At 38.5% G+C, this 20,907-nt stretch carries 18 protein-coding genes; 10 read left to right on the forward strand and 8 right to left on the reverse strand.

The window, feature by feature from the left end; all coding sequences use genetic code 11:
• Window positions 1-98 precede the first annotated feature (98 nt).
• From I7H67_RS09600 to I7H67_RS09615, 4 genes are all read right to left on the reverse strand, one after another.
• The gene (locus I7H67_RS09600) at window positions 99-1,517 is read right to left on the reverse strand and encodes a PLP-dependent aminotransferase family protein (RefSeq protein WP_005304388.1); all 1,419 of its coding nucleotides are present in this window, start codon (window positions 1,515-1,517) and stop codon (window positions 99-101) included.
• 93 nt (window positions 1,518-1,610) lie between these two features.
• Window positions 1,611-1,745, reverse strand: a complete 135-nt coding sequence (locus I7H67_RS09605; RefSeq protein ID WP_198307702.1) for a DUF2474 domain-containing protein — start codon at window positions 1,743-1,745, stop codon at window positions 1,611-1,613.
• A gap of 14 nt (window positions 1,746-1,759) precedes the next feature.
• On the reverse strand, window positions 1,760-2,767 hold the full coding sequence (gene cydB, locus I7H67_RS09610) for a cytochrome d ubiquinol oxidase subunit II (protein WP_198307703.1): 1,008 nt from the start codon (window positions 2,765-2,767) through the stop codon (window positions 1,760-1,762).
• Window positions 2,760-4,205, reverse strand: a complete 1,446-nt coding sequence (locus I7H67_RS09615; protein WP_013198175.1) for a cytochrome ubiquinol oxidase subunit I — start codon at window positions 4,203-4,205, stop codon at window positions 2,760-2,762. The genes cydB and I7H67_RS09615 overlap by 8 nt, the downstream gene beginning before the upstream one ends.
• A 643-nt stretch (window positions 4,206-4,848) precedes the next feature.
• On the opposite strand from I7H67_RS09615, the gene I7H67_RS09620 reads away from it, so the two are divergent.
• From I7H67_RS09620 to I7H67_RS09635, 4 genes are all read left to right on the forward strand, one after another.
• Entirely contained in the window at window positions 4,849-5,667 is an 819-nt protein-coding gene (locus tag I7H67_RS09620) for a hypothetical protein (protein ID WP_198307704.1), read from the forward strand.
• 134 nt (window positions 5,668-5,801) lie between these two features.
• Entirely contained in the window at window positions 5,802-7,097 is a 1,296-nt protein-coding gene (locus I7H67_RS09625; RefSeq protein ID WP_198307705.1) for an acyl-CoA dehydrogenase family protein, read from the forward strand.
• A gap of 177 nt (window positions 7,098-7,274) precedes the next feature.
• Window positions 7,275-8,666 carry an LLM class flavin-dependent oxidoreductase gene (locus tag I7H67_RS09630; protein ID WP_192833513.1) on the forward strand — a complete coding sequence of 464 codons (1,392 nt, stop codon included), beginning with the start codon at window positions 7,275-7,277 and terminating at the stop codon, window positions 8,664-8,666.
• A gap of 194 nt (window positions 8,667-8,860) precedes the next feature.
• A complete protein-coding gene (locus tag I7H67_RS09635) occupies window positions 8,861-10,327 on the forward strand; it encodes an MFS transporter (RefSeq protein WP_198307706.1) in 1,467 nt (488 codons plus the stop codon).
• A gap of 61 nt (window positions 10,328-10,388) precedes the next feature.
• Here the strand turns inward: I7H67_RS09635 and I7H67_RS09640 are convergent, their stop codons facing one another.
• A complete protein-coding gene (locus I7H67_RS09640; RefSeq protein WP_198307707.1) occupies window positions 10,389-11,573 on the reverse strand; it encodes a hypothetical protein in 1,185 nt (394 codons plus the stop codon).
• Between the two features lie 441 nt (window positions 11,574-12,014).
• Here I7H67_RS09640 and tauA point away from each other — a divergent pair, with 441 nt between their 5' ends.
• From tauA to tauD, 4 genes are read left to right on the forward strand one after another with little or no spacing between them, the layout of a single operon-like run.
• Complete coding sequence (gene tauA, locus I7H67_RS09645; protein WP_198307708.1) at window positions 12,015-13,055, forward strand: taurine ABC transporter substrate-binding protein; 1,041 nt, start codon at window positions 12,015-12,017, stop codon at window positions 13,053-13,055.
• A 9-nt stretch (window positions 13,056-13,064) separates the two neighbouring features.
• On the forward strand, window positions 13,065-13,859 hold the full coding sequence (locus I7H67_RS09650) for a taurine ABC transporter ATP-binding protein (RefSeq protein WP_086497183.1): 795 nt from the start codon (window positions 13,065-13,067) through the stop codon (window positions 13,857-13,859).
• Window positions 13,856-14,725, forward strand: coding sequence for a taurine ABC transporter permease TauC (gene tauC, locus I7H67_RS09655; RefSeq protein ID WP_032003446.1), 870 nt, complete (start codon window positions 13,856-13,858; stop codon window positions 14,723-14,725). Before I7H67_RS09650 ends, tauC begins: the two co-directional genes overlap by 4 nt.
• 8 nt (window positions 14,726-14,733) lie before the next feature.
• Window positions 14,734-15,615, forward strand: coding sequence for a taurine dioxygenase (tauD, locus tag I7H67_RS09660; RefSeq protein ID WP_077164081.1), 882 nt, complete (start codon window positions 14,734-14,736; stop codon window positions 15,613-15,615).
• Window positions 15,616-15,681: 66 nt separating this feature from the next.
• Here tauD and I7H67_RS09665 read toward each other — a convergent pair whose 3' ends face one another.
• Both I7H67_RS09665 and I7H67_RS09670 read right to left on the reverse strand, forming a co-directional pair.
• Window positions 15,682-16,416, reverse strand: coding sequence for an aspartate/glutamate racemase family protein (locus tag I7H67_RS09665; RefSeq protein WP_198307709.1), 735 nt, complete (start codon window positions 16,414-16,416; stop codon window positions 15,682-15,684).
• Window positions 16,413-17,882, reverse strand: coding sequence for an NCS1 family nucleobase:cation symporter-1 (locus I7H67_RS09670; protein ID WP_198307710.1), 1,470 nt, complete (start codon window positions 17,880-17,882; stop codon window positions 16,413-16,415). Before I7H67_RS09670 ends, I7H67_RS09665 begins: the two co-directional genes overlap by 4 nt.
• A gap of 395 nt (window positions 17,883-18,277) precedes the next feature.
• Here I7H67_RS09670 and I7H67_RS09675 point away from each other — a divergent pair, with 395 nt between their 5' ends.
• A complete protein-coding gene (locus tag I7H67_RS09675; protein WP_198307711.1) occupies window positions 18,278-19,018 on the forward strand; it encodes a GntR family transcriptional regulator in 741 nt (246 codons plus the stop codon).
• A gap of 48 nt (window positions 19,019-19,066) precedes the next feature.
• Here I7H67_RS09675 and I7H67_RS09680 read toward each other — a convergent pair whose 3' ends face one another.
• Entirely contained in the window at window positions 19,067-19,957 is an 891-nt protein-coding gene (locus tag I7H67_RS09680) for a LysR family transcriptional regulator (protein WP_005304435.1), read from the reverse strand.
• A 197-nt stretch (window positions 19,958-20,154) separates the two neighbouring features.
• Between I7H67_RS09680 and I7H67_RS09685 the strand changes: the two genes are divergently transcribed.
• Window positions 20,155-20,841: a hydrolase gene (locus I7H67_RS09685; protein WP_198307712.1), complete on the forward strand. Its 687-nt coding sequence runs from the start codon at window positions 20,155-20,157 to the stop codon at window positions 20,839-20,841.
• Window positions 20,842-20,907 lie beyond the last annotated feature (66 nt).

The raw sequence follows: 20,907 nt of genomic DNA on the forward strand, positions 1-20,907 counted from the left end.
TAATCCTTTGAACCTGCTTCCCTAAAACCAATAGATTTGAGCTATAAAGTTACCACAAAATAAAGTCTATAAAATTGTGCTTAGGTCGAAGCATTTCTTTAGAGACTTGCTTCAACTCTTTGTTGAATGGTTTTGATGACTTGATCTAATGCGCTTTGAATTTTAGTGTTCCATTCAAAAGAACAGTTAATTCTCAAATAATGTTGCTGTGCGGGTAAAACACTAAACAGAGGGCTTGGTGCAACGCCAATATCTTGCTGAATCAACTCTTCATAAACTTGCATACTATCTAGCGTACTAGGAAGTTTGACCCATAGAAAATAGCCACTTGGGTAGTAATACACTTCGCAAGAGCTCGGTAAATGCTGCTTTAAATAGTGATAAAACTGCTTTTTATAACGCTCAAGTGAAAGTCTAAGTGTACGCAAGTGCTTTTCATAATGATGATGAGATAAAAACTCAACCAATGCATTTTGAATGAGTGCATTCACTGAAATGGTACTCATGAGTTGCAAGTGTTGAATATGATCTGAAAATTTACCCGCATAAACCCAACCGACCCGAAAACCAGCACCTAATGTTTTAGAAAAAGACGAGCAGTGAAGCACCAGATTTTGTTGGTCAAAATACTTCATTGAAAGTGGTTTTTGGCCGCCATAAAAAAGCTCTTCATAGACATCATCTTCGATCAAATAAATTTGGTGTTCGTGAAGCAACTTGGCAATTTTATATTTAATGTCATCACTGACGGTAAAACCAATCGGGTTATGGGCATTCAGCATGAGCCAACACACCTTGATAGGATAGGTTTGAATGACTTGTTCAAAAGCTTCTAGGTCAAAACCATGCTGAGGATGTTCAGGAATGGTAATCACTTTAAGTCCTAAACGCTCTGCAGCTTGCCAAGCGCCATAAAACACGGTTTGCTGTAATAAAATATAATCACCGGGTTGAGCAACAGCTTGCAGCGAAAGGTTTAATGCATCTAAACCTCCCGATGTAATGACAATGTCATCTGGGTCAGTTTGTATGCCTTGCATACAGTAGCGCTGAGCAATCAGTTTTCTTAAGGCTAAATTACCTGGCGGTAGGCTTGTGGTCTGGTCATAACTTTGTCTTTGCCGCGCAAGCTGTCCCATAATTTGAATGAGTTTGGGTGCTGTTAAAAGCTGACTGTCCGGAAAAGCTGAACCAAAAGGAACGACGGACTCATGTTGAATCGATTTAAGATATTTAAAAACTAAGGAGTTAATTTCAATTTTAGAATTTAATGAAACAACCGAGTATTGCTCAAGTGGCTTTAGTGCAATTTGCTCGGCAACAAAGTACCCAGATTTTTCTTTTGAATAGATCAGACCTTGTGATTCAAGCTCCTGATAAGCATTCATTACGGTCATTAAACTAAAGCCAGAGCGTTGTACCTGATCTCTCAATGACGGTAATTTTTCATGCGCACTTAAAGTGCCACTTTCAATGAGTTGGCGAATGCTATGAGCGAGTTGTTCTGATTTATACATGTATGAGCTGCACGAAATAAAAAAAGATGCACTGAATCAATAATAAATGCCGTTTGCAGAATCTACAAACGGCATTTGTTTAGAAAATTGGAATTACTTTAAGTAAGGGGCTGCATAAATCAAGATAACTTTAAACAATCCTGCAATCACAGCTAAGGCAAAGAAACCACCGAGCCATAGCAGAATAAACCATTGGGTTTGATTGAGTTTAACTGATAACTTTTTCATAAAACCCTCCATACTTAATGATAGCCTTCATCACCTACACGGACTTTGTCTCTAAATACCCAGTAAGACACAATGGTGTAAGCAATAATGATTGGAATCAAAATAAGTGCACCGACCAAAGCAAACATTTGGCTTGAATGTGGTGCTGCGGCCTGCCAAATTGTGACTGATGGCGGAATAATATAAGGCCATAAACTAATCACGAATCCAGTAAATGCAAGGAAAACAAGGGCCAATGTATATGCAAATGGTTTGAGGTCTTGATCTTGCTTTTTACACGCTGATAAAATCAGACCAACAAATAACAAGACCAAAATAGGTACAGGGCTAAAATAGAACAGGTTTGGTAAAGAGAACCAGCGATCTGCAATTTCAGGATGAGTCAGAGGCGTATATAAACTCACACCACCAAAAATAATGAGCAACGCAATAATCAGCTTTGGCATAAGCTCATACATACGTTGCTGTAAGCCTTTTTCAGTTTTTAAGATAAGCCAACCACAACCCAAAGTTGCATACATCGCAACTACGCCAATACCTGTAAAGATCGTAAATGGAGATAACCAGTCAAATGGACCACCAGCATAAATACCATTTTCGGTTTTAATCCCTTGGATATAGGCACCTAAAATAATCCCTTGCAGGAAGCTAGTTAAAACTGAACCCCAAATAAAAGCCAAGTCCCAAAGGTGTTTGGTGCGATGAGCTTTAAAGCGGAATTCAAACGCCACGCCACGGAAAATCAGGGCAATCACCATGAAAATGATCGGTAAATATAGTGCTGATAAAACTGTTGAATAGACCAGTGGGAATGCAGCATATAGACCAGCGCCGCCGAGCACCATCCACGTTTCATTACCATCCCAGACAGGGGCCACGGTATTCATCATCACGTCACGTTCTTGGCTGTTCTTAATGAAGGGGAACATAATTCCGATTCCTAAGTCGAAGCCATCCATGACCACATAAATCATGACACCTAAACCGATAATACCGACCCATATTAAAGAAAGATCAATCATGACGGTTCTCCCCAGAGTTTTGTTTGCTGTCAATATTTTCATCGACTGCACTAAGTGGACGCATTGGTGTTTTAAAGTGTCCTACGCCACCAGTTTCAACATTTGGTGAATCAATGAATGAAGGGCCTTTGTTAATTAGTTTTAAGGTGTAGTAAATACCGCTACCAAAAACGATGGTATAGACCACCACAAAAATAAACAGGCTCAGTCCGACCTGATCTGCGGAAACCGTATGTGAAAGTCCATCTTTAGTTCGCATAATGCCGTACACCACCCATGGCTGACGGCCAACCTCAGTGGTTACCCAGCCTGCAAGCATAGCGACATAACCCGATGGTCCCATCACCAATGCAAATTTATGGAACCACGAAGTTTCATAGAGTTTTCCACGCTTACGTAACCAAAGTGCAATGAGTGACAAAGTGACCATGAGTACACCAAGGCCTACCATCACACGGAAGCTCCAGAAAACAATCGTTGAATTTGGACGATCTTCAGGTGCGAAATCTTTTAAGCCTGTCACTTGGCCATCTAAGCTATGCGTTAAAATTAAGCTACCCAAATAAGGAACACCCACTTCGAAGTGGTTACGTTCTTCTTTCATATCTGGAATTGCAAATAGCAGTAATGGCATCGGCTCATTGTGATTGGTTTCCCAGTGACCTTCCATTGCGGCAAGTTTGGCTGGTTGATGTTCACGGGTGTTTAAACCATGGTTATCACCAATGACTACTTGTAAACATGAAGTCACAAGCACCATCCAAAGACCCATCGAGAACGATTTTTTCACCAATTCATCACGACGGCCTTTTACTAAATGCCATGCAGACGTTCCGACGACCAATAATGATGAAACTAAGAAGGCGGCAGCACCCATGTGGGCAAAGCGGTAAGGGAAGGATGGGTTAAAGACAATTGCAAACCAGTCTTTTGGCACAATAATGCCATTTTCGATGGCAAAGCCTTGAGGGGTCTGCATCCAGCTATTAGAAGATAAAATCCAGAACATGGAAATACATGTTCCGATGGCAACCATAAGAGTTGCGAAGAAATGGGCTCGAGGACCAACACGTCCCCAACCAAATAACATAATGCCTAAGAAACCTGCTTCTAAGAAGAAGGCACTCAAGACTTCATAGGTAAGTAAAGGGCCAGTAATACTTCCGGCGACGCGTGAAAATTCACTCCAGTTAGTACCGAACTGGTAACTCATGACCACGCCCGAGACCACACCCATACCAAAGGCAACGGCAAAGATCTTAATCCAGTATTTAAATAGATCTTTATAAATCGGGTTTTGGGTTCTTAACCATTTCCACTCTAGCACTGCTAAAAAGCAGGCAAGACCGATGGAAGTGGCCGGAAAAATAATATGGAAGGATACTGTAAAAGCAAATTGTATTCGCGCTAATTCTAGAGCGGTTAGACCGAGGCTCATAAACTTTCCCCCTGTGAACTAGCTGATGATGGTTAAATGAGTTAAATACTTATTTTCAGGCAACAAAGTATTTTGACGATTAAACTTGCTTCTGTGATAAATGTTCTTAGCAAGTAAAATGCCAACAGGGTTAAGCAATATAATTGCTTGATATTTCAAGAGAATAGACTGATTGATTGTTCTCAGTCTGTTAACAAAGTTTATGCTTGATGTTGCATTTGTAAAAATGCATGTTGCATTGAAACATTGATGAAATATCTGGCGATATGCAATAGATCGTCTCATGAAAACTACCTACCTTAAGAAGTTTCCTTAATCATGCACTTACTATTTTTGTATATGTAGATACAGAAATTTTTTATAAAACTATAACAGTCTGAAGCATTCATGAGGTGTGCTATAGTTTTTTTTCAAATATCTGTAGCTATGTATCCATTCTTCAAAAGTCCAAAATAAATGAACAAGATTTACGAATGGCCAAAATCACTTTCCAAAACAGAGTAAATGTGACTTTGGGTAATAAGCGCAGAATAGTTTCTTCTCTTTTATTCCTTTGTTGTTTTGCGTGAGGTCTGGTTGTTACGTAGGTTATTAAAGACCTGATTTAAGTGTAGCTCTTCTAAAATAGCTTGGATGTTAAAAAATGTTTATTACTTCTCAACTCAATGTCCTGCATAAAATTATTAAAAATCAGCCTATTCCTGTATCTATATTGGCTCAATTAGAGCAAACCTACGTTAATTTTGAAGCTACTTTATTAAGAGCGAAAGTACTCAGAGACTTTTCTAAATCTGAAACAGTATATTTAATTCAATCTCATATTGAGGCACATCAAAGTAGTGTGGCTTATCTATTTTCACCATTTATTTTTGCTAACTTAAATAAGGCCGCTATTTATACAACGCCTGCAACTGTACCTGTGCTTTCAATTCTTAATAAATATTACCAAGCTGAAAAAAAAGCCTTATTCAAAGTAGATGATGTTTTAGAAAGTCTAAAAATTTATATAGATTTGGAACTTGCAGAGCTTAATGAAGTCGAATTTATTTATCTAAGCTTAATCAAAGCACTGTGCCGAAGTGATATCTCTACAGTTTTTTTAATTACGAGTTTAGACGTAGATGTCGAGCATTTAAAGGCACTGGAGCAATTTTTAAAGGTCAAAATTTATTGGATTAAAACCACAAAAGATGCTGACTTAAAAAACCTCAATGGCTTAGAAATGCGGAAATTATTATTCAAAAATAAAGATGAAACTTACGTCAAATTATGCGCAAAGTTTGCTCAAATGAACGCAGCGCTGGTGGGTTTATGCGACACCTTTACTGCTGGGCAAATGACACATTTAATTGATGATATGTTTTATTCAGAACATATTTTTGAAAAGTTATCTGTCTATTCAGAATATATACAAACACTTCTACAAAGCCAGCAGAGCATTAGACAAAAAGAACTATCTTAGGGCTTGGGAGATGAGCTTTTTATGTTTGTGTTTGGGTTCTTATATAAAGAATGAATACAGTTATAAAAAAATAATCGTTTTCATGTGAAATAAATATTTTATGGTAAAAGCAAAGCAATATTGGTTTTACTTACATGACAAATTTAAATTTTGAGCATCATCTCGGTTCACTAACGCATGCAGCACTCAGTCAGGCTTCAATCATTTCTCGCGTGTGGGGTGAAGGGCCTTCAGAACGTTATGATGAATTGGCAAAAAATTTCAGACCAACTTTTGCCCGTATTAAAGAAGGGGCTTTAATCCGTGAGCAGCAGCATATTTTGCCCTATGAACAACTTCAGTGGCTCAAAGATGTTGGTTTTACGCGCTTAAGACTTCCCAAAGCTCATGGTGGCTTTGATGCAACCATTCCTGAATTATTTGCATTGCTCATTGAACTTGCAGAAGCGGACTCAAACTTACCGCAAGCTTTGCGTGTGCACTTTGGTTTCACTGAAGATGTGTTGGTAAGTAAAGACAAAGCGTTTCAACAGCGTTGGCTTAGCCGAATTGCAAATGGGGAAACAGTAGGCAGTGCCTGGTCTGAAGGCGGGAAAGAGTCAATTGATCAGTTCGAAACACATTTGTATCGAGACAGTGAAGGAAAAATTCGCGTTAAAGGTAAAAAATATTACACAACAGGCAGTCTGTATGCAGACTGGGTGGATGTTGGGGTAACAGATTTAAAGGGTGAATCTGGCTCGGTCGTTGTTCGCCGTGAAGATGAAGGCGTCGAAATTGTTGATGACTGGAATGGCTTTGGTCAGCAACTCACCGCAAGCGGTACAGCATATTTCCATGATGTATTGGTCGATGAAACTGAAATTTTACCTGATGATGACCGTTTTAAATATTCAGCGGCTTACTATCAACTGGTTCAACTGGCAATCATTACAGGTCTAGGACGTGCTGCAACCTATGATGTTTCTCAAGCTGTTGCTAAACGTACCCGAAACTACACGCATGCGAATGCCCAATTTGTAAAACAGGATCCGCAAATTTTACAAGTCGTGGGACAAATTCGTGGTGCAGCTTACAGTGCAGGAGCGATTGTTGAAAAAGTTGCACAAAGCTTACAACGTGCTTACTTGGCTGCATTTCAAAATAATGAGCAACTTGAAGAGGAGCAAAATGCGCTTGCCGAACTTGAAAGTGCGCAGTCTCAAACGGTCATTACCGATCTAATTTTAAATGCTTCTACGATTTTATTTGATGCTTTAGGTGCTTCTGCAACAGACAAAGATTTAGGCCTAGATCGATACTGGCGTAATGTACGAACTTTATCTTCACATAATCCGAGAGTATTTAAAAATCGAATTATCGGTGATTTTAGTGTAAACGGCACATTACCACCGTATCAATGGCGAATAGGGAATGTTGATAAACAATAAATTATAGTTTTAGATATTAAGCTGCTATTTTTAGCGGCTTAGTATTATTTATGTTTTTTAGAAATAAATTATATAAACCTATTAGAATAAAATCATATTTTGTTTGGGGTTTATATTATAAAGAAAACCTAAAAATTGCTTTAGTATAAAAATAAATAAAATGCTGGCGAATATTTTATGACTAAGAAAATTAGTTTTAATGCTTTTGAAATGAATTGTATTGCCCACCAATCTCCTGGATTATGGCGACATCCTCAAGATCGATCTGTTGAATATAAAGATTTAGAATATTGGACAGATTTAGCACAAATTCTTGAGCGTGGTTTTTTTGACGGTATTTTTATTGCAGATGTGCTTGGTATTTATGACGTTTATCATCAAAGTGCTGAACATGCCTTAACAGGTGCGGTACAAGTCCCTGTCAATGATCCACTACAGATTGTGCCAGCGATGGCAGCAGTCACAAAGCACTTGGGCTTTGGTGTCACGACTTCTATTTCCTTTGAACATCCTTATCCTTTTGCTAGACGTATTAGCACGCTAGATCATTTAACCAAAGGTCGAGTTGGTTGGAATATCGTGACGTCTTATTTGGAAAGTGGTTCTAAAAACTTAGGTCTAAAAACTCAGGTTAATCATGACAATCGTTATGATATTGCTGATGAGTACTTAGAGGTCCTTTACAAACTTTGGGAAGGTTCTTGGGAAGAAGGTTCAGTACTTCGTGATCGTGAAAGCGGTATCTTTGCTGACCATAAAAAAGTGCATCCAATTCAGCACGAGGGTAAATACTTTACTGTACCGGGCATCCATATTTGTGAACCATCACCACAGCGAACACCAGTACTTTACCAAGCAGGTGCATCTTCACGCGGGCAGAAGTTTGCAAGTCAAAATGCCGAGTGCGTATTCATAGCAGCGCCGTCTAAAATTGCCACTAAAAAAGTGGTGCAGGGCATTCGTCAAAAATTGGCTCAAGAAGGTCGCGACCCGTACTCTGTCAAAATTTATGCACTTTTGTCGATTGTCACTGATGAAACCGATGCAAAAGCACAAGCTAAGTTTAAAGAATATCAAAGCTATGGAAGCTACGATGGGGCGTTAACATTACTGTCTGGCTGGTCTGGTGTCGATTTTTCACAATATCAACCAACTGACAAAGTTGAATATATTCAAACCAACGCGATTCAATCTTTATTAGATTCTTATGTAAATGCAGACCCAGAACGTGTTTGGACCATTGAAGAAATTGCAAACTGGAATAGCTTAGGCGGTAATGGACCTGTGTTAGTGGGTTCGGCAGAAACAGTTTCAGATGCTCTACAGCAATGGGTTGAAGATACCGATGTCGATGGCTTTAACCTTGCCTATATTTTGGCTCATCAAACCTTTGCCGATGTGGTCGAATTTATTGTTCCAGAGTTGCAAAAACGAGGAGTATATCAAACCTCATATGCACAAGGAACATTAAGAGAAAAACTATTTGGTGCTGGACCATATTTGCCTGAAAATCACCGCGGTGCAAAATATCGAAATCTAAAAAAATTAAAACTTGCTGAGGCGAGTTAATATTTTGAAAATCCTTTAAATAAATAGCTGGTTAAATACCAGCTTTTATTTTGCCTTTTTATATCGGTTTTACTGCTGAGTTAATAATGAAAAGATAATTATATAATTTAGATTAAAACATCAGATTAATTTGTTTTTGTATTATGTGAATAATCATTATTTTGTTCCTGTTATTAAAATTCAGGAATTATTAAGTGAGCACACAAGAACTCGATCATAACCATCGTTATGAAATTAAATCTCCCGATGATGTTTCACAATTAATTTCAAAATTTGCAGGGAAGGGTAAATCGAATAAAGTTATTTGGTTGGCACTGATTGGGGTGTTTATTGATGCCTATGATTTAACAACGCTGTCCTTTGGTATTGAGCAAGTTATATCTGAGTTTTCTTTAAGCCCTGTGATGACTGGTGTGGTGGCTTCAGCAATTGTCTGCGGAACCATTGTTGGAAACCTGATTGGTGGTTGGCTGACAGATAAAATTGGCCGTTATCGGGTCTTTATGGCGGACATGGTCCTGTTTGTTATTGCTGCAATTGTCGCAGGCTTTGCACCGAATGTATGGGTTTTGATTTTAGCCCGATTTATTATGGGAATTAGTGTTGGTATTGATTTGCCTGTGGCAATGTCATACTTATCTGAGTTTTCCAAGTTTAACGGGAGTAGCAACAAGGCAGCGCGTTTAGCCGCATGGTGCCCAATGTGGTATGCCGCTTCTTCGGTATGTTTTGGTCTAGTTCTGGCGCTTTATTTTCTTTTACCCCCTGAGCATAGCAACTGGTTATGGCGAGCATCTTTAATTTTTGGAGCAGTACCAGCGTTACTCATTATTTTTATTCGCGGTAAATATTTAACTGAATCACCAATCTGGCTTGCAAACCAAGGCGATTTAAAAGGGGCAGCTAAAGTTCTACAAGAATCCTATGCAATTCATGCAGTCGCTACAGTTGAAAAAGTAGAAAGAACTGCTGAAAAGAAAAAGCGCGAGGGTTTTGCAGTTTTATTTAATAAAACCTATTTGCCAAGAACGATTGTGGCAATTGTGATTCACATTTCGGTGGCATTTCAGTACACGACTATTGCCTTCTTTTTACCTTCTATTTTAACGCGTTTCTTCCATACCGATGTCTTGACGACCATTACTACAACACTCGGACTTAATTTACTGTTTGCATTTACGGGCGGACTGTTAGGCGTATTTGTTGCTAGCAGATTTAAATCTCGTCATGTGTTGCTTACAGGCTTTTTACTCCAGTTTATAGCCCTCATTGCCTTAGCATTAATTGGTGAACCGGGTAATAGCTTTTTACTCTATACCGCAATTGGCATGCTCGGTTTGTGGCTTTTTGCCGAAGGCTTTGGGCCAGGTGCACAAATGATGATTTATCCAACTATGGCTTATCCAGCTTCGATTCGTGGTGTTGGTGTCGGCTTTAACCGTGCAGTAACAGGCGTTGCTCAAGCAATTGCTTTGTTTGTTTTACCAATTTGGATGGCGGGTTATAAAACGGATGTTTATCTGATTATTTCTATCTTTGCATTTATTCCTTTAATTGTGATTGGATTACTGATTAAGTTTGAGCCTACTGCCCAAGATGTCGATGTGATTGATGAAGATAAAACAGAACTTCCTCTCAATAATTCACCAGTAATCGACTAGAGTAAAATTAGATATCTAAATAAAAATAAAGGCCAACATCTGTTGGCCTTTATTTTTGGAGTTAGAAGTAATAAGCAAAAATTACAAATGCTTTTTTATTCCATTTATCATTGGTTCCACCAGCGGCAAGGCCTTCACTGTCTCCTAGATATGGATCGTGTTTACCAATGAGTAATTCGGCTTGTACTGTCAATTTTTGATAGTTAAAGGCAATGCCGGGAATAAAACGGGTGGAGTCTTTAAAGCCATCTTGCTCTTTTCGATAAGAACTATAGTTTAGGTAAGGGCGAACAGAGGTAATTGGGCCAAACTGCTGAGGAAATAAATAGCTCAGTTCGGCTGAGTAAATCTGACCTTTGGTTGCAGAGTTAAATGAATAATCGAAACCGCCCAAAGTCAGATGATCTTTATATTCAGTGTCGGCATTATCAATGTCTTGATAACCAGCCAAAAGCTGTAAATTCCATTGATTGTAAGTGGTATTGCTAAAAACTGAATAGACTTGGCGATCGCCATCTTGCCCTGAACGTTTATTTTCAATGGTGGAGTACCATGCAGAGGCGCCGAGTTGGGTAGAGAAATTTTCTTGGCCTAAGACATTTTTAAAGGTATGAGCACCGCGAACAACAATGGAGTTCTTTTCTTTAGTATTGGTGCCTTGTGGTACAGAGTCATCCGCATTGACAGGGTTGATACTAAATCGACTCGAGTCTTTGCTTTTACCTCTATAGGTGCCACCATCGGTAGGATAAAAGGCGAGTTGTGCTTCATTGATTCCATCATTGAAATCATATTTCACCCCAAGGTTATGTACATCTTCCCAACCTGCACTATTGGCAATGCCTAAATAATAAGTATTCCCCCAAAAGCGACCCAAGCCAAAAGGAACTGGGTTTAAGCCAGCAATAATTTTACTGTTTTCATTAATTTTATAACCCAACCACGCATCGGTAAGCCAATTGGCATCGCCTAAACGCCCGTAATATTCATAAATCCGATAATCTAGACGACCAATCCATTTCGGGGAGTTGTAATCTAGCCATAGTACCGCGTCATTAAAGGAAAATTTACTGGTAGTGGGATCAGAGTCAAAATCATAAACATATTTAGCTCGAACAGTACCACTTACTTTAAGTTGACCTTCTTCAGCATTACCAAAGGTGAGAGCCGCATGACTTGAAAGGCTAAATGTAATTAAAGACGCTGTAATTAATGTTTTTTTCAAAAATTGAGAATGTTTGAACAAAAGAATTTTTCTCCTCTTAAAAATAAAAATTAAATTTGCGTCATGTATAAACCAGAAAAAGATTTGTCCAAATCTTAATATTTGCAGAAGTTTTAAGATAAAAAGATAATAAAATCTGAACTTTATATAAAAGAATGAAAATTAATTAGATGCAAAACTCTGGATGCGATAAGCAAAAAATAAAAATGACGAAATGAGTAGGATAAAATAATTAGAGTAGGTGTGTCAGGTTTTTCTTATCATGGGTTTTTTGAATATCCTTTTTAATTATTGATATATAAGTATTTTAATTTTATGGCTAATCTGTAAGTTTTGTTGATATTTGCTTTTTACCAAAAGATAAAAACTTATATGAAAAAGTTATTTATCAAAAATAGATAAGCAACTCATATTTTTTTATTTTTCATTATAAAGCCAGCTGCATACCATGAGCTTATATTATTGAAAGATCATGAAATTATGAGCACAAAGACCAAACCGTTGATTATCACGGCAATTGTGGTTGTAGCAATTGTTGCATTTATCGTATGGCAAAATAAAAAAGACAATAATACAAGTGCTTCAGTTCGTGACAACAAACCTGTCGTCATTGCTTATCAAACCGGGGTTGACCCAAGCAAAGTTGCGCAGGCCAATGGGGAATATGAAAAACATAGCCAACGTAATATTCAATGGAAAAAATTTGATGCGGGTTCAGACGTTGTAAATGCACTTGCTTCAGGTGATGTCGTACTTGGCAATATTGGCTCAAGTCCACTTGCTGCTGCGGCAAGCCGTGATTTACCGATTGAAGTATTCTTAATTACATCAAAACTTGGTGGATCTGAAGCACTCGTAGTAAGTAATAAATCAGGCATTAAAAGCCCTCAAGATTTAATTGGCAAAACCATTGCTGTACCGTTTGTTTCAACCACGCATTACAGTCTTTTGTCGGCACTTAAACATTGGAACATTCCAGAAGACAAAGTAAAAATTATTAACTTGCGTCCACCTGAAATTTCAGCTGCTTGGGAACGTGGTGATATTGATGCAGCATATGTGTGGGAACCTGCTTTAAGTAAAGGCAAAGCATCTGGTACGGTTTTAACCGACTCAAAACAAGTGGGTGAATGGGGCGCTCCAACTTATGACTTATGGGTTGTGCGTAAAGATTTTGCAGAAAAAAATCCTGATTTCTTAAAAGCTTTTGTTAAAACTACGCTTGAGCAGCTTGAAAAATACAATCAAGACCCAGCCGCTTACGTTAAAGATGCCGATAACGTGCAAAAAATTGCGCAGCTTACAGGTTCTGATCCAAAAGATATCCCGCTTTTATTAAGTGGAAATATTTACCTTGACCATGCTCAGCAAAAACAAACGTTAGATGGTGAATTCGCGCAAAATATTTTTGATACAGCGAAGTTCTTAAAAGGTCAGGGCAAGGTCGATCAACTTAAAGCCGATTATAAAGGCAACGTGAATTCTTCATTTTTGCAGCCTTAAGGAGTTGTCATGAGTGTACTAGAAGCCAAACATATTCATCTGACTTTTCCTAAACAGCAAAAGCCAGTTTTACAAGACATTAACCTAACGATTGAAGAAGGTTCTTTAACCGTGATTTTAGGCGAGTCAGGTTGTGGCAAAACAACTTTGCTTAATATCTTGGCAGGGTTTCAAAAGCCGAGTTCAGGTGATGTGCTTGTAAATCATGAAGTGGTAAATGGACCAGATGTAACCCGCGCTGTCGTGTTTCAGGATCATGCACTCCTTCCTTGGTTGAATGTTGCAGATAATGTTGGCTTCGCTTTGCAGTTAAAAGGTTTAAAGCGCGCAGATATCGAAGCACAAGTGAACGCAATTTTAAAAATTGTAGGTTTAAGTCACGTTGAAAAAGCCAATATTTGGGAACTTTCCGGTGGTATGAAACAACGTGTTGGTATTGCCAGAGCTTTGATCAGCCACGCGCCGTTTATTTTGTTAGATGAACCTTTTGCGGCATTAGATGCTTTTACGCGTGAAAACATGCAGCAGTTAGTGCTCGATTTATGGATTCAACAAAATAAAAGCTTCTTTTTAATTACTCATGACATTGAAGAAGCATTATTGCTTAGCAATCAACTGGTACTAATGACAGCGCATCCAGGCAAAATTGTAGAAACTCTACATCTCGATTTTGCTAATCGATATCGTCAGGGCGAGTCTATTCGCTCAATTAAATCAGACCCTCAATTTATTCAGCTCAGAGAGCAGTTGTTTGAAAGTTTAAGGGCACAAAAACAAAGCGGTAAGGAGGCGTTAACCACATGAGTACTAAAGATAACGTCTATGAATATGACAAAGCAGGGCTAAAACTTAAGCCAGATGTGCAAACAGAAAATGCTTCATTTCTATCGTCATTTTTTGAAAAGCATCGTACTTTGGCAGTTAGCATAATTAGTGTGGGAAGTGTGGTTGCACTCTGGTTCCTCATTACTGCTTTGCATGTCGTACCTGAACTGTTTTTACCGAGCCCACAGGCAGTTTGGCAAAAATTTATATCGGTCAGCCAAGAAGGCTTTATGAAGGCTACTTTGTGGCAACACTTGGCCGCTAGTATCTCTCGTGTATTTTTAGCTTTGATTGCTGCCGTGGTGATTGGTGTACCACTGGGCTTATGGATGGGCCTGAACAAATGGGTTCGCGCTGTTCTAGATCCTTTGGTTGAATTATTACGTCCAATTCCGCCGTTAGCTTATTTACCCTTACTTGTTATTTGGTTCGGTATTGGCGAAACCACAAAAGTACTTTTGATTTTCTTCTCGATTTTGGCGCCTGTCATTATTAGTAGTGCACATGGTGTGTTAAGCCATCAGCTTAATCGTGAACGTGCGGCATTGTCGCTAGGAGCAAGTCAGACACAAGTATTTTGGCATGTCATTTTACCAACGGCTTTACCTCATATTATTACCGGTATTCGTATTGGTCTTGGGGTGGGTTGGTCAACATTAGTTGCAGCAGAGTTGGTTGCAGCGGACCGCGGTATTGGTTTTATGGTGCAATCGGCAGCACAGTTCTTAATTACCGATACGGTGATTCTAGGCATTATTGTGATTGCGATTGTCGCAGTTAGTTTTGAGCTGTTTTTACGTTGGTTACAAAAACAGTTTTCTCCTTGGTATGGTCAGCAGTTGTAGTAAAGAAGATGAATACAGAAGTAGCAAACTTAAATATTGAAGTGATCAAGCCTACCATTGGCGCAATTATTCACGATATTGATTTGAATGCGTTAAATGAACAGACAACGCAACAAATCCAGCAGGCTTTGCTTGATCATCAGGTCATTTTTTTTCGAAAGCAACAATTAGCGCCACAAGCACAAGCAGATTTGGCACGCAGTTTTGGCAGCTTACATGTGCACCCGATTTATCCTTCAATTGAAGATGTACCTGAAGTGATGGTGCTCGACAGTTGGAAACAAGACTTGCGTGACAATGAACTTTGGCACACAGATGTGACTTTTAGTAAAAATCCACCTTTAGGTTGTGTGTTGCAAGCCATTAAAATTCCACCTGTAGGCGGAGATACATTATGGTCGAGTAATACAGCAGCTTTTAAAGGGCTCCCGCTTGAGTTACAGCAAAAATTACGTGGCTTAACTGCAACACACGATATTCGTAAGTCTTTTCCACTTGAACGTTTTGCCCATAACGAAGAAGAGCGTGAAAAGCTGTTGCAAACCTTTAAGCGTAATCCTCCAGTGGTTCATCCAGTGGTGCGTACCCATCCAGTTACAGGTGAGCCTTTGTTGTTTGTAAGTGAGGGCTTTACCACTCGCATTAATGAGTTACCTGAACAAGAAAGTGAGCAATTACTTGATTTCTTGTTTGAACATGCGACCCAAGAGCAATTTCATTTGCGTTGGAAGTGGCAAGATGGTGATATCGCGATTTGGGATAACCGTTGCACACAACATAAAGCATTATTTGATTATGGCGATGCTCATCGCATCATGCACCGTGCAACTATTAACGGTGATGTGCCATTTTATAAAAATGAACAACAGCCAGAGTTAGCCGAAGTTTAATTCTTTGATTTTCAGCCGTTTCAATTCCAACGCAGCGTTTTGAGTTGGAATTGAAGCAATAACTCTTTAGCGCATTCCAAATTCTGACAATATACCTGTGTAACTCTTTACGGGAGGTGAAGCCCAATCACCAACTTTGCTGGTTTTTAAATTTAACTGAACTAACATTTCAGCTTGTTTAACTGCTGCTGCAACGCCGTCAATAACAATCACTCCCAACTCGTTTTGTAGTTTTAGGCACAAATCACTCATACCTGCACAGCCCAAAACAATCGCATCGCTTTTATCTTCTAATAGTGCTTTTTTGCACTCATCTCGTATGGTTCGATAGGCATTTGAGTCAGGAAGCTCTAACTCTTCAACTGCGATATCACAAGCTCGAACATTTTTACAGAAGGGTTGAGCGCCATAGCGATGAGCCAGATGCCAACTCATATTCACTGTGCGTTGTAAGGTTGTGACCACACTAAAACCAGTACTTACATAACTTGCGGTTCGCATAGCTGCTTCGGCAATCCCAATCACAGGCGCTGAAGTCATTTCACGGGCAGCATAAAGCGCAGGGTCACCAAAACAGGCAATAACATAAGCATCTACACCTAGAAATTCACCTTGGCGAATTTCCTCCAGCACACCTACTGCACTTAATGCTTCATCATAATAACTTTCAATTGTTGCAGGGCCCATTTGAGGACTCACTGCAATAATTTGAGTACTAGAACCTGCGACTATCTTTGCTGATGCAGCAATTTTGTCTGTCATGCTTTGAGTAGTATTGGGATTAATAATTTTAATTTTCACTGTACTTTTACCTTCGTCATTGCCGATTTACCATGGGCAAGCGGTTGATTAAGAAATCGGTAAATGACAAAACCGAATCCCATCCCAATAAACCATGTGAAATTAGCTAGCCCTGATAGTTGTGGTAAAAGTACGCAGAGAATAGGAATTAATGAAGCTGGAATTAAGGCATAAAAGGCAGAGTAGTTATAACCATTTTGATACCAATACAAACCTTTGGTATCTAATGTATATAAATCATCTACTTCGATTTTTTGTTTTTTAACGAGGTAAAAATCGGCTATCAATACGCCAAAAAGCGGACCGATAAATGCACCTAAAATATCAATGGTGTAGTGGATTACTTGAGGATTATTAAATAAATTCCATGGGGTAATGAAAATTGAACCAACTGCTGCAATCATTCCACCCATGCGCCAGCTAATTTTGCTCGGTGAAACATTAGAAAAATCAAAGGCAGGTGAAACAAAGTTAGCGACAATATTAATTCCAATGGTGGCAATCATTAAGGTCAAGCTGCCTAAAATCACCACAAAGGTACTATCAAGTTTTCCAACCATCTCGACAGGGTCTGTAATGAGCTTGCCGTAGACTGGAAGCGTTGCCGCAATACACACCACAGTAAGTAAAGAAAAGCCTAAGAAATTAATCGGTAGTCCAAGAAAGTTTCCTATTTTAATGGCATTAAAACTTTTGCCATAACGAGAGAAGTCACCAAAGTTCAGCATAGGCCCTGAAAAATATGAAACAACAAGCGCAATAGCACCAATCATGACGGGTACAACCGCAAAACCGTCGTATTGAACACCGCTCAAGTTTAAATCAATATTTTGCCAGCCAGCTTTCCAGATGAGCCATACTGCCATCGCAAACATTACAACGTAGACAGCTGGACCTGCCCAGTCAATAAACTTACGAATGCTGTCCATGCCAGACCAAAAAACAATCGCCTGAAGTAGCCAAAGCAGCATAAAGCCAACCCATCCTAAATAGGAAAGCCCAAGAAAGCCATAAGTTGAAACATCGGCATAGACAGACCATTCTGGAAAGAACTTTAAAATGACCAATAAGAAAGCACTTGAGGCCAAATAGGTTTGAATGCCATACCATGCGACAGCAATAAGACCACGAATAACGGCAGGAATATTTGCACCAAGCACACCGAAGGTTGCGCGGCAAATAACAGGATAGGGCGTGCCTGTTTGTTGGCTAGACTTGGCAATGAGGTTTGTAAAAAACTGAACTATGGCAATGCCGATGAGTAAAGATAAAAGTACCTGCCAGCTATTGAGCCCTAGTGCAAAAAGGCTCCCAGCCATGACATAACCGCCGACACTATGAACATCAGACATCCAGAAAGCAAAAATATTATAAGCGCCCCATGTTTGCTTTTTTAAAGGAGCCAAGTCTTGATTTGTCAGTTTTGCATCATAAGAAGGTTTAGTTATTGCTTCGGTATTATTCATCTTGAACACTCACTTCCTTAAGATGGAGGCACTTTCAGCAGCATTGTTTTTCTGTCTAAAAGAATGAAATTAAGATTGTGCACAATGTTGTATTTAAATTGTGCACAATCTTAATTGAGCAAAAGTTATGCCAAATTTAAGAAGTAGCGCTTATGAGTTATTTAAACTGGTATGAAATTTGGATATGCAGAGACAAATTTATAAAATGAGAAGTGCTTAATTTTTATAAAAAGTAAGTAAATTTAGGTGTATAAGTGGATATTTAGAGGTCTAATATTGAATTGTTTAGCTCAACATAAGTGTTTGGGAATGAGAACAATATTCCAAAACGCTTAAGTTAAACTTACACTATTGTCATTAGATAAAGTCTTAAAAAGAGGGAGCATCAATAAAAAATGGAAAAATCAATGCCATCGAATGCACCAAAAAAAGCCGTAGAAATGAGCAATGATGAAATTGATGACCATATATATAACGCTATTGTAGATGCTATTTTAAATCGACAACTTGCCCCTGGCGCACGTTTAGTTGAAGCACCTTTGTGTGAAGCATTCGGTGTAACGCGAGGAGTGTTAAGACGTGTTTTCGTCAAACTTGCACATGATAAGGTCATCGAAATTCAGCCCAATCGTGGAGCACTCATCGCAAAACATAGTGCTCATGAAACAAAAGAGGTCTTTGAAGCACGTAGCATGCTTGAAATCGCTACTGTAAAAAAGCTGGCTCAAAAGTCACATAGCCTAGATTTTAGTGAGCTTCGAGGTTTAGTCGATCAAGAGTCTCATGAGCGTTTAGCTGGAAATTGGGCCGAGTGGATTAAGCTATCAGGGCAATTTCATTTAAAGCTGATTGAAGCAAATCAAAATACGATTATGACCAGTTATTTGCAGACGCTTATTGCAAGGACTTCGTTATTAATTGGGTTATATGAAATTCCCAAACATAATAATTGTTCGGTAGATGAACATCGTGCAATTTTAAATGCCATTGAGCAAGGCGATGAAAAACGAGCAACTCAATTGATGGAAGAGCATTTAGAACACTACGCGACAACATTTGTTGAAGAAGACAGCACAGCAACAGCAGAGCAAAATTTATTAAATTTATTTAAAAATAAGAAAATTGAAACCATTTAAACTAACAAAAAATAATGGGCCATTTCCTATGGAAAAGGCCCAGATTGGTTATTTTATAGGAATGATTTGATGCGTTAAAAAATCAATAAATAGTTTTACTTTCTTCGACAAAATTTTACGGTTTGGCCATGTCACATATAAGTGAAGTGGCTGACTGGTGTAGTCCTCCAAACATTTCTGTAATTTACCTTCTTTGTAGTAAGGCTCTGCAATAAACTCTGGAAGAAAGACGATACCGTGATCTTTTAAACACATATCTAATAATAATTCACCATTATTACAGGTCATGACTGGGAAGCAATTAAAGGACACTTCTTTTTGATCTTTTTGGAAAATCAATTTCTTATGTCGACTATCCTGATAATAAATCAGAAATTTATGTTCTTTAAGTTCTTCTAATGAGTCTGGTAATCCATGCTGATTGAAATACTCAGGTGTCGCATATAGATAGCGCTGATAGGTATTTAATATTTTACTATTTGCTAAATTTGGAGGAGAGCCATCTACACGAATGGTTAAATCAAATTTATTATTATTCATGTCTAGTAGTTGATCAGTCATGAATAGATCAATTTTAATGCTGGGATATTTCTCAATAAAGTCTGAAATGATATTTTGAAGAAAAATATTGCTAAAAGACATTGGCGTATTGAGCTTGAGTTCACCTTCTGGGTACTGTTGGTTATAGCTAATTTCGTAGGCAGCCCATTCAAACTCACTTAAAATGACTTTGCTATGCTGATAAAACTTTTCTCCACAAGAGGTGAGGTTCATCTGTCTTGTGGTTCGAGTTAGCAGTGTAGTTTTCAGGTCATTTTCGAGGTAGCAAACACGTTTGGCCACTAAGTCACGAGAGATGTCGAGTGCTCTGGCTGCGCTACTAAAATTCCCATGTTCTACGACACTTACAAAAGTGGAAATACAGTCTAATCGATCCATGGATAAGCAAAAGTTAAAAAAATATATATCAATGATTAAACTATAAAAATTAAAAAGCAATCATTGATTTTATTGTATTCGTACAGCATACAGATTCGTGCTGATTTGCTGTCTATGCTTTTACATTTTTATCTGTTTTGATAATGACCAGTAAGCAATTTTAATGCATTACTCATAAGGAATAATGGAGTTTACCCATGAATAAGTCACTTTTAGAACAACTTTCACCAACAAATTGTCAGGTTATTTTTATTGATCATCAGCCACAAATGGCTTTTGGGGTACAATCAATAGACCGCCAAGTATTAAAGAATAATACTGTAGGCTTAGCAAAAGCAGCTAAAACATTCAATATTCCTGTCACCATTACCACGGTTGAAACTGAAAGCTTCTCTGGTCATACCTATCCAGAACTTTTAGATGTATTTCCAGATGCTCCATTACTAGAACGTACTTCAATGAATTCATGGGATGACCAAAAAGTACGTGATTCGCTTGCAAAAAATAATCGTAAAAAAGTGATTGTTTCAGGCTTATGGACTGAAGTGTGCAATAACACCTTTGCTTTTGGCGCCATGCTTGAAGGCGATTATGAAATTTATATGGTTGCCGATGCTTCTGGTGGTACATCGAAAGAGGCACATGACTATTCTATGCAACGTATGATTCAAGCAGGTGTTGTTCCGGTAACTTGGCAACAAGTATTACTTGAATGGCAACGTGATTGGGCACACCGTGATACTTATGATGCAGTCATGGCAATTGTACGTGAGCATTCTGGTGCTTACGGTATGGGTGTGGACTATGCTTATACAATGGTTCATAAGACACCTGAACGTACCACATCAAAACACGAAGTACTTGCACCCGTTCCTGCAAAATAAAATAGTACTTATTTAGGTAAAGGCATATCTAGTATTCAATATTGAAGTGATATTAATACGGATATG

This window comes from Acinetobacter sp. ACIN00229 (genome assembly GCF_016106645.1).
GTDB classification, from domain to species: domain Bacteria; phylum Pseudomonadota; class Gammaproteobacteria; order Pseudomonadales; family Moraxellaceae; genus Acinetobacter; species Acinetobacter oleivorans.

Excerpts from the sequence above, each read along its gene's own strand:
- tauC (WP_032003446.1), top strand. The coding sequence starts at position 13,856 with ATGAGTACTAAAGATAACGTCTATGAATATGACAAAGCAGGGCTAAAA.
- cydB (WP_198307703.1), bottom strand. The coding sequence starts at position 2,767 with ATGATTGATCTTTCTTTAATATGGGTCGGTATTATCGGTTTAGGTGTC.
- I7H67_RS09630 (WP_192833513.1), top strand. The coding sequence starts at position 7,275 with ATGACTAAGAAAATTAGTTTTAATGCTTTTGAAATGAATTGTATTGCC.
- I7H67_RS09605 (WP_198307702.1), bottom strand. The coding sequence starts at position 1,745 with ATGAAAAAGTTATCAGTTAAACTCAATCAAACCCAATGGTTTATTCTG.
- I7H67_RS09680 (WP_005304435.1), bottom strand. The coding sequence starts at position 19,957 with ATGGATCGATTAGACTGTATTTCCACTTTTGTAAGTGTCGTAGAACAT.
- I7H67_RS09615 (WP_013198175.1), bottom strand. The coding sequence starts at position 4,205 with ATGAGCCTCGGTCTAACCGCTCTAGAATTAGCGCGAATACAATTTGCT.
- I7H67_RS09675 (WP_198307711.1), top strand. The coding sequence starts at position 18,278 with ATGGAAAAATCAATGCCATCGAATGCACCAAAAAAAGCCGTAGAAATG.
- tauD (WP_077164081.1), top strand. The coding sequence starts at position 14,734 with ATGAATACAGAAGTAGCAAACTTAAATATTGAAGTGATCAAGCCTACC.
- I7H67_RS09600 (WP_005304388.1), bottom strand. The coding sequence starts at position 1,517 with ATGTATAAATCAGAACAACTCGCTCATAGCATTCGCCAACTCATTGAA.
- I7H67_RS09670 (WP_198307710.1), bottom strand. The coding sequence starts at position 17,882 with ATGAATAATACCGAAGCAATAACTAAACCTTCTTATGATGCAAAACTG.
- I7H67_RS09650 (WP_086497183.1), top strand. The coding sequence starts at position 13,065 with ATGAGTGTACTAGAAGCCAAACATATTCATCTGACTTTTCCTAAACAG.
- I7H67_RS09620 (WP_198307704.1), top strand. The coding sequence starts at position 4,849 with ATGTTTATTACTTCTCAACTCAATGTCCTGCATAAAATTATTAAAAAT.
- I7H67_RS09625 (WP_198307705.1), top strand. The coding sequence starts at position 5,802 with ATGACAAATTTAAATTTTGAGCATCATCTCGGTTCACTAACGCATGCA.
- I7H67_RS09685 (WP_198307712.1), top strand. The coding sequence starts at position 20,155 with ATGAATAAGTCACTTTTAGAACAACTTTCACCAACAAATTGTCAGGTT.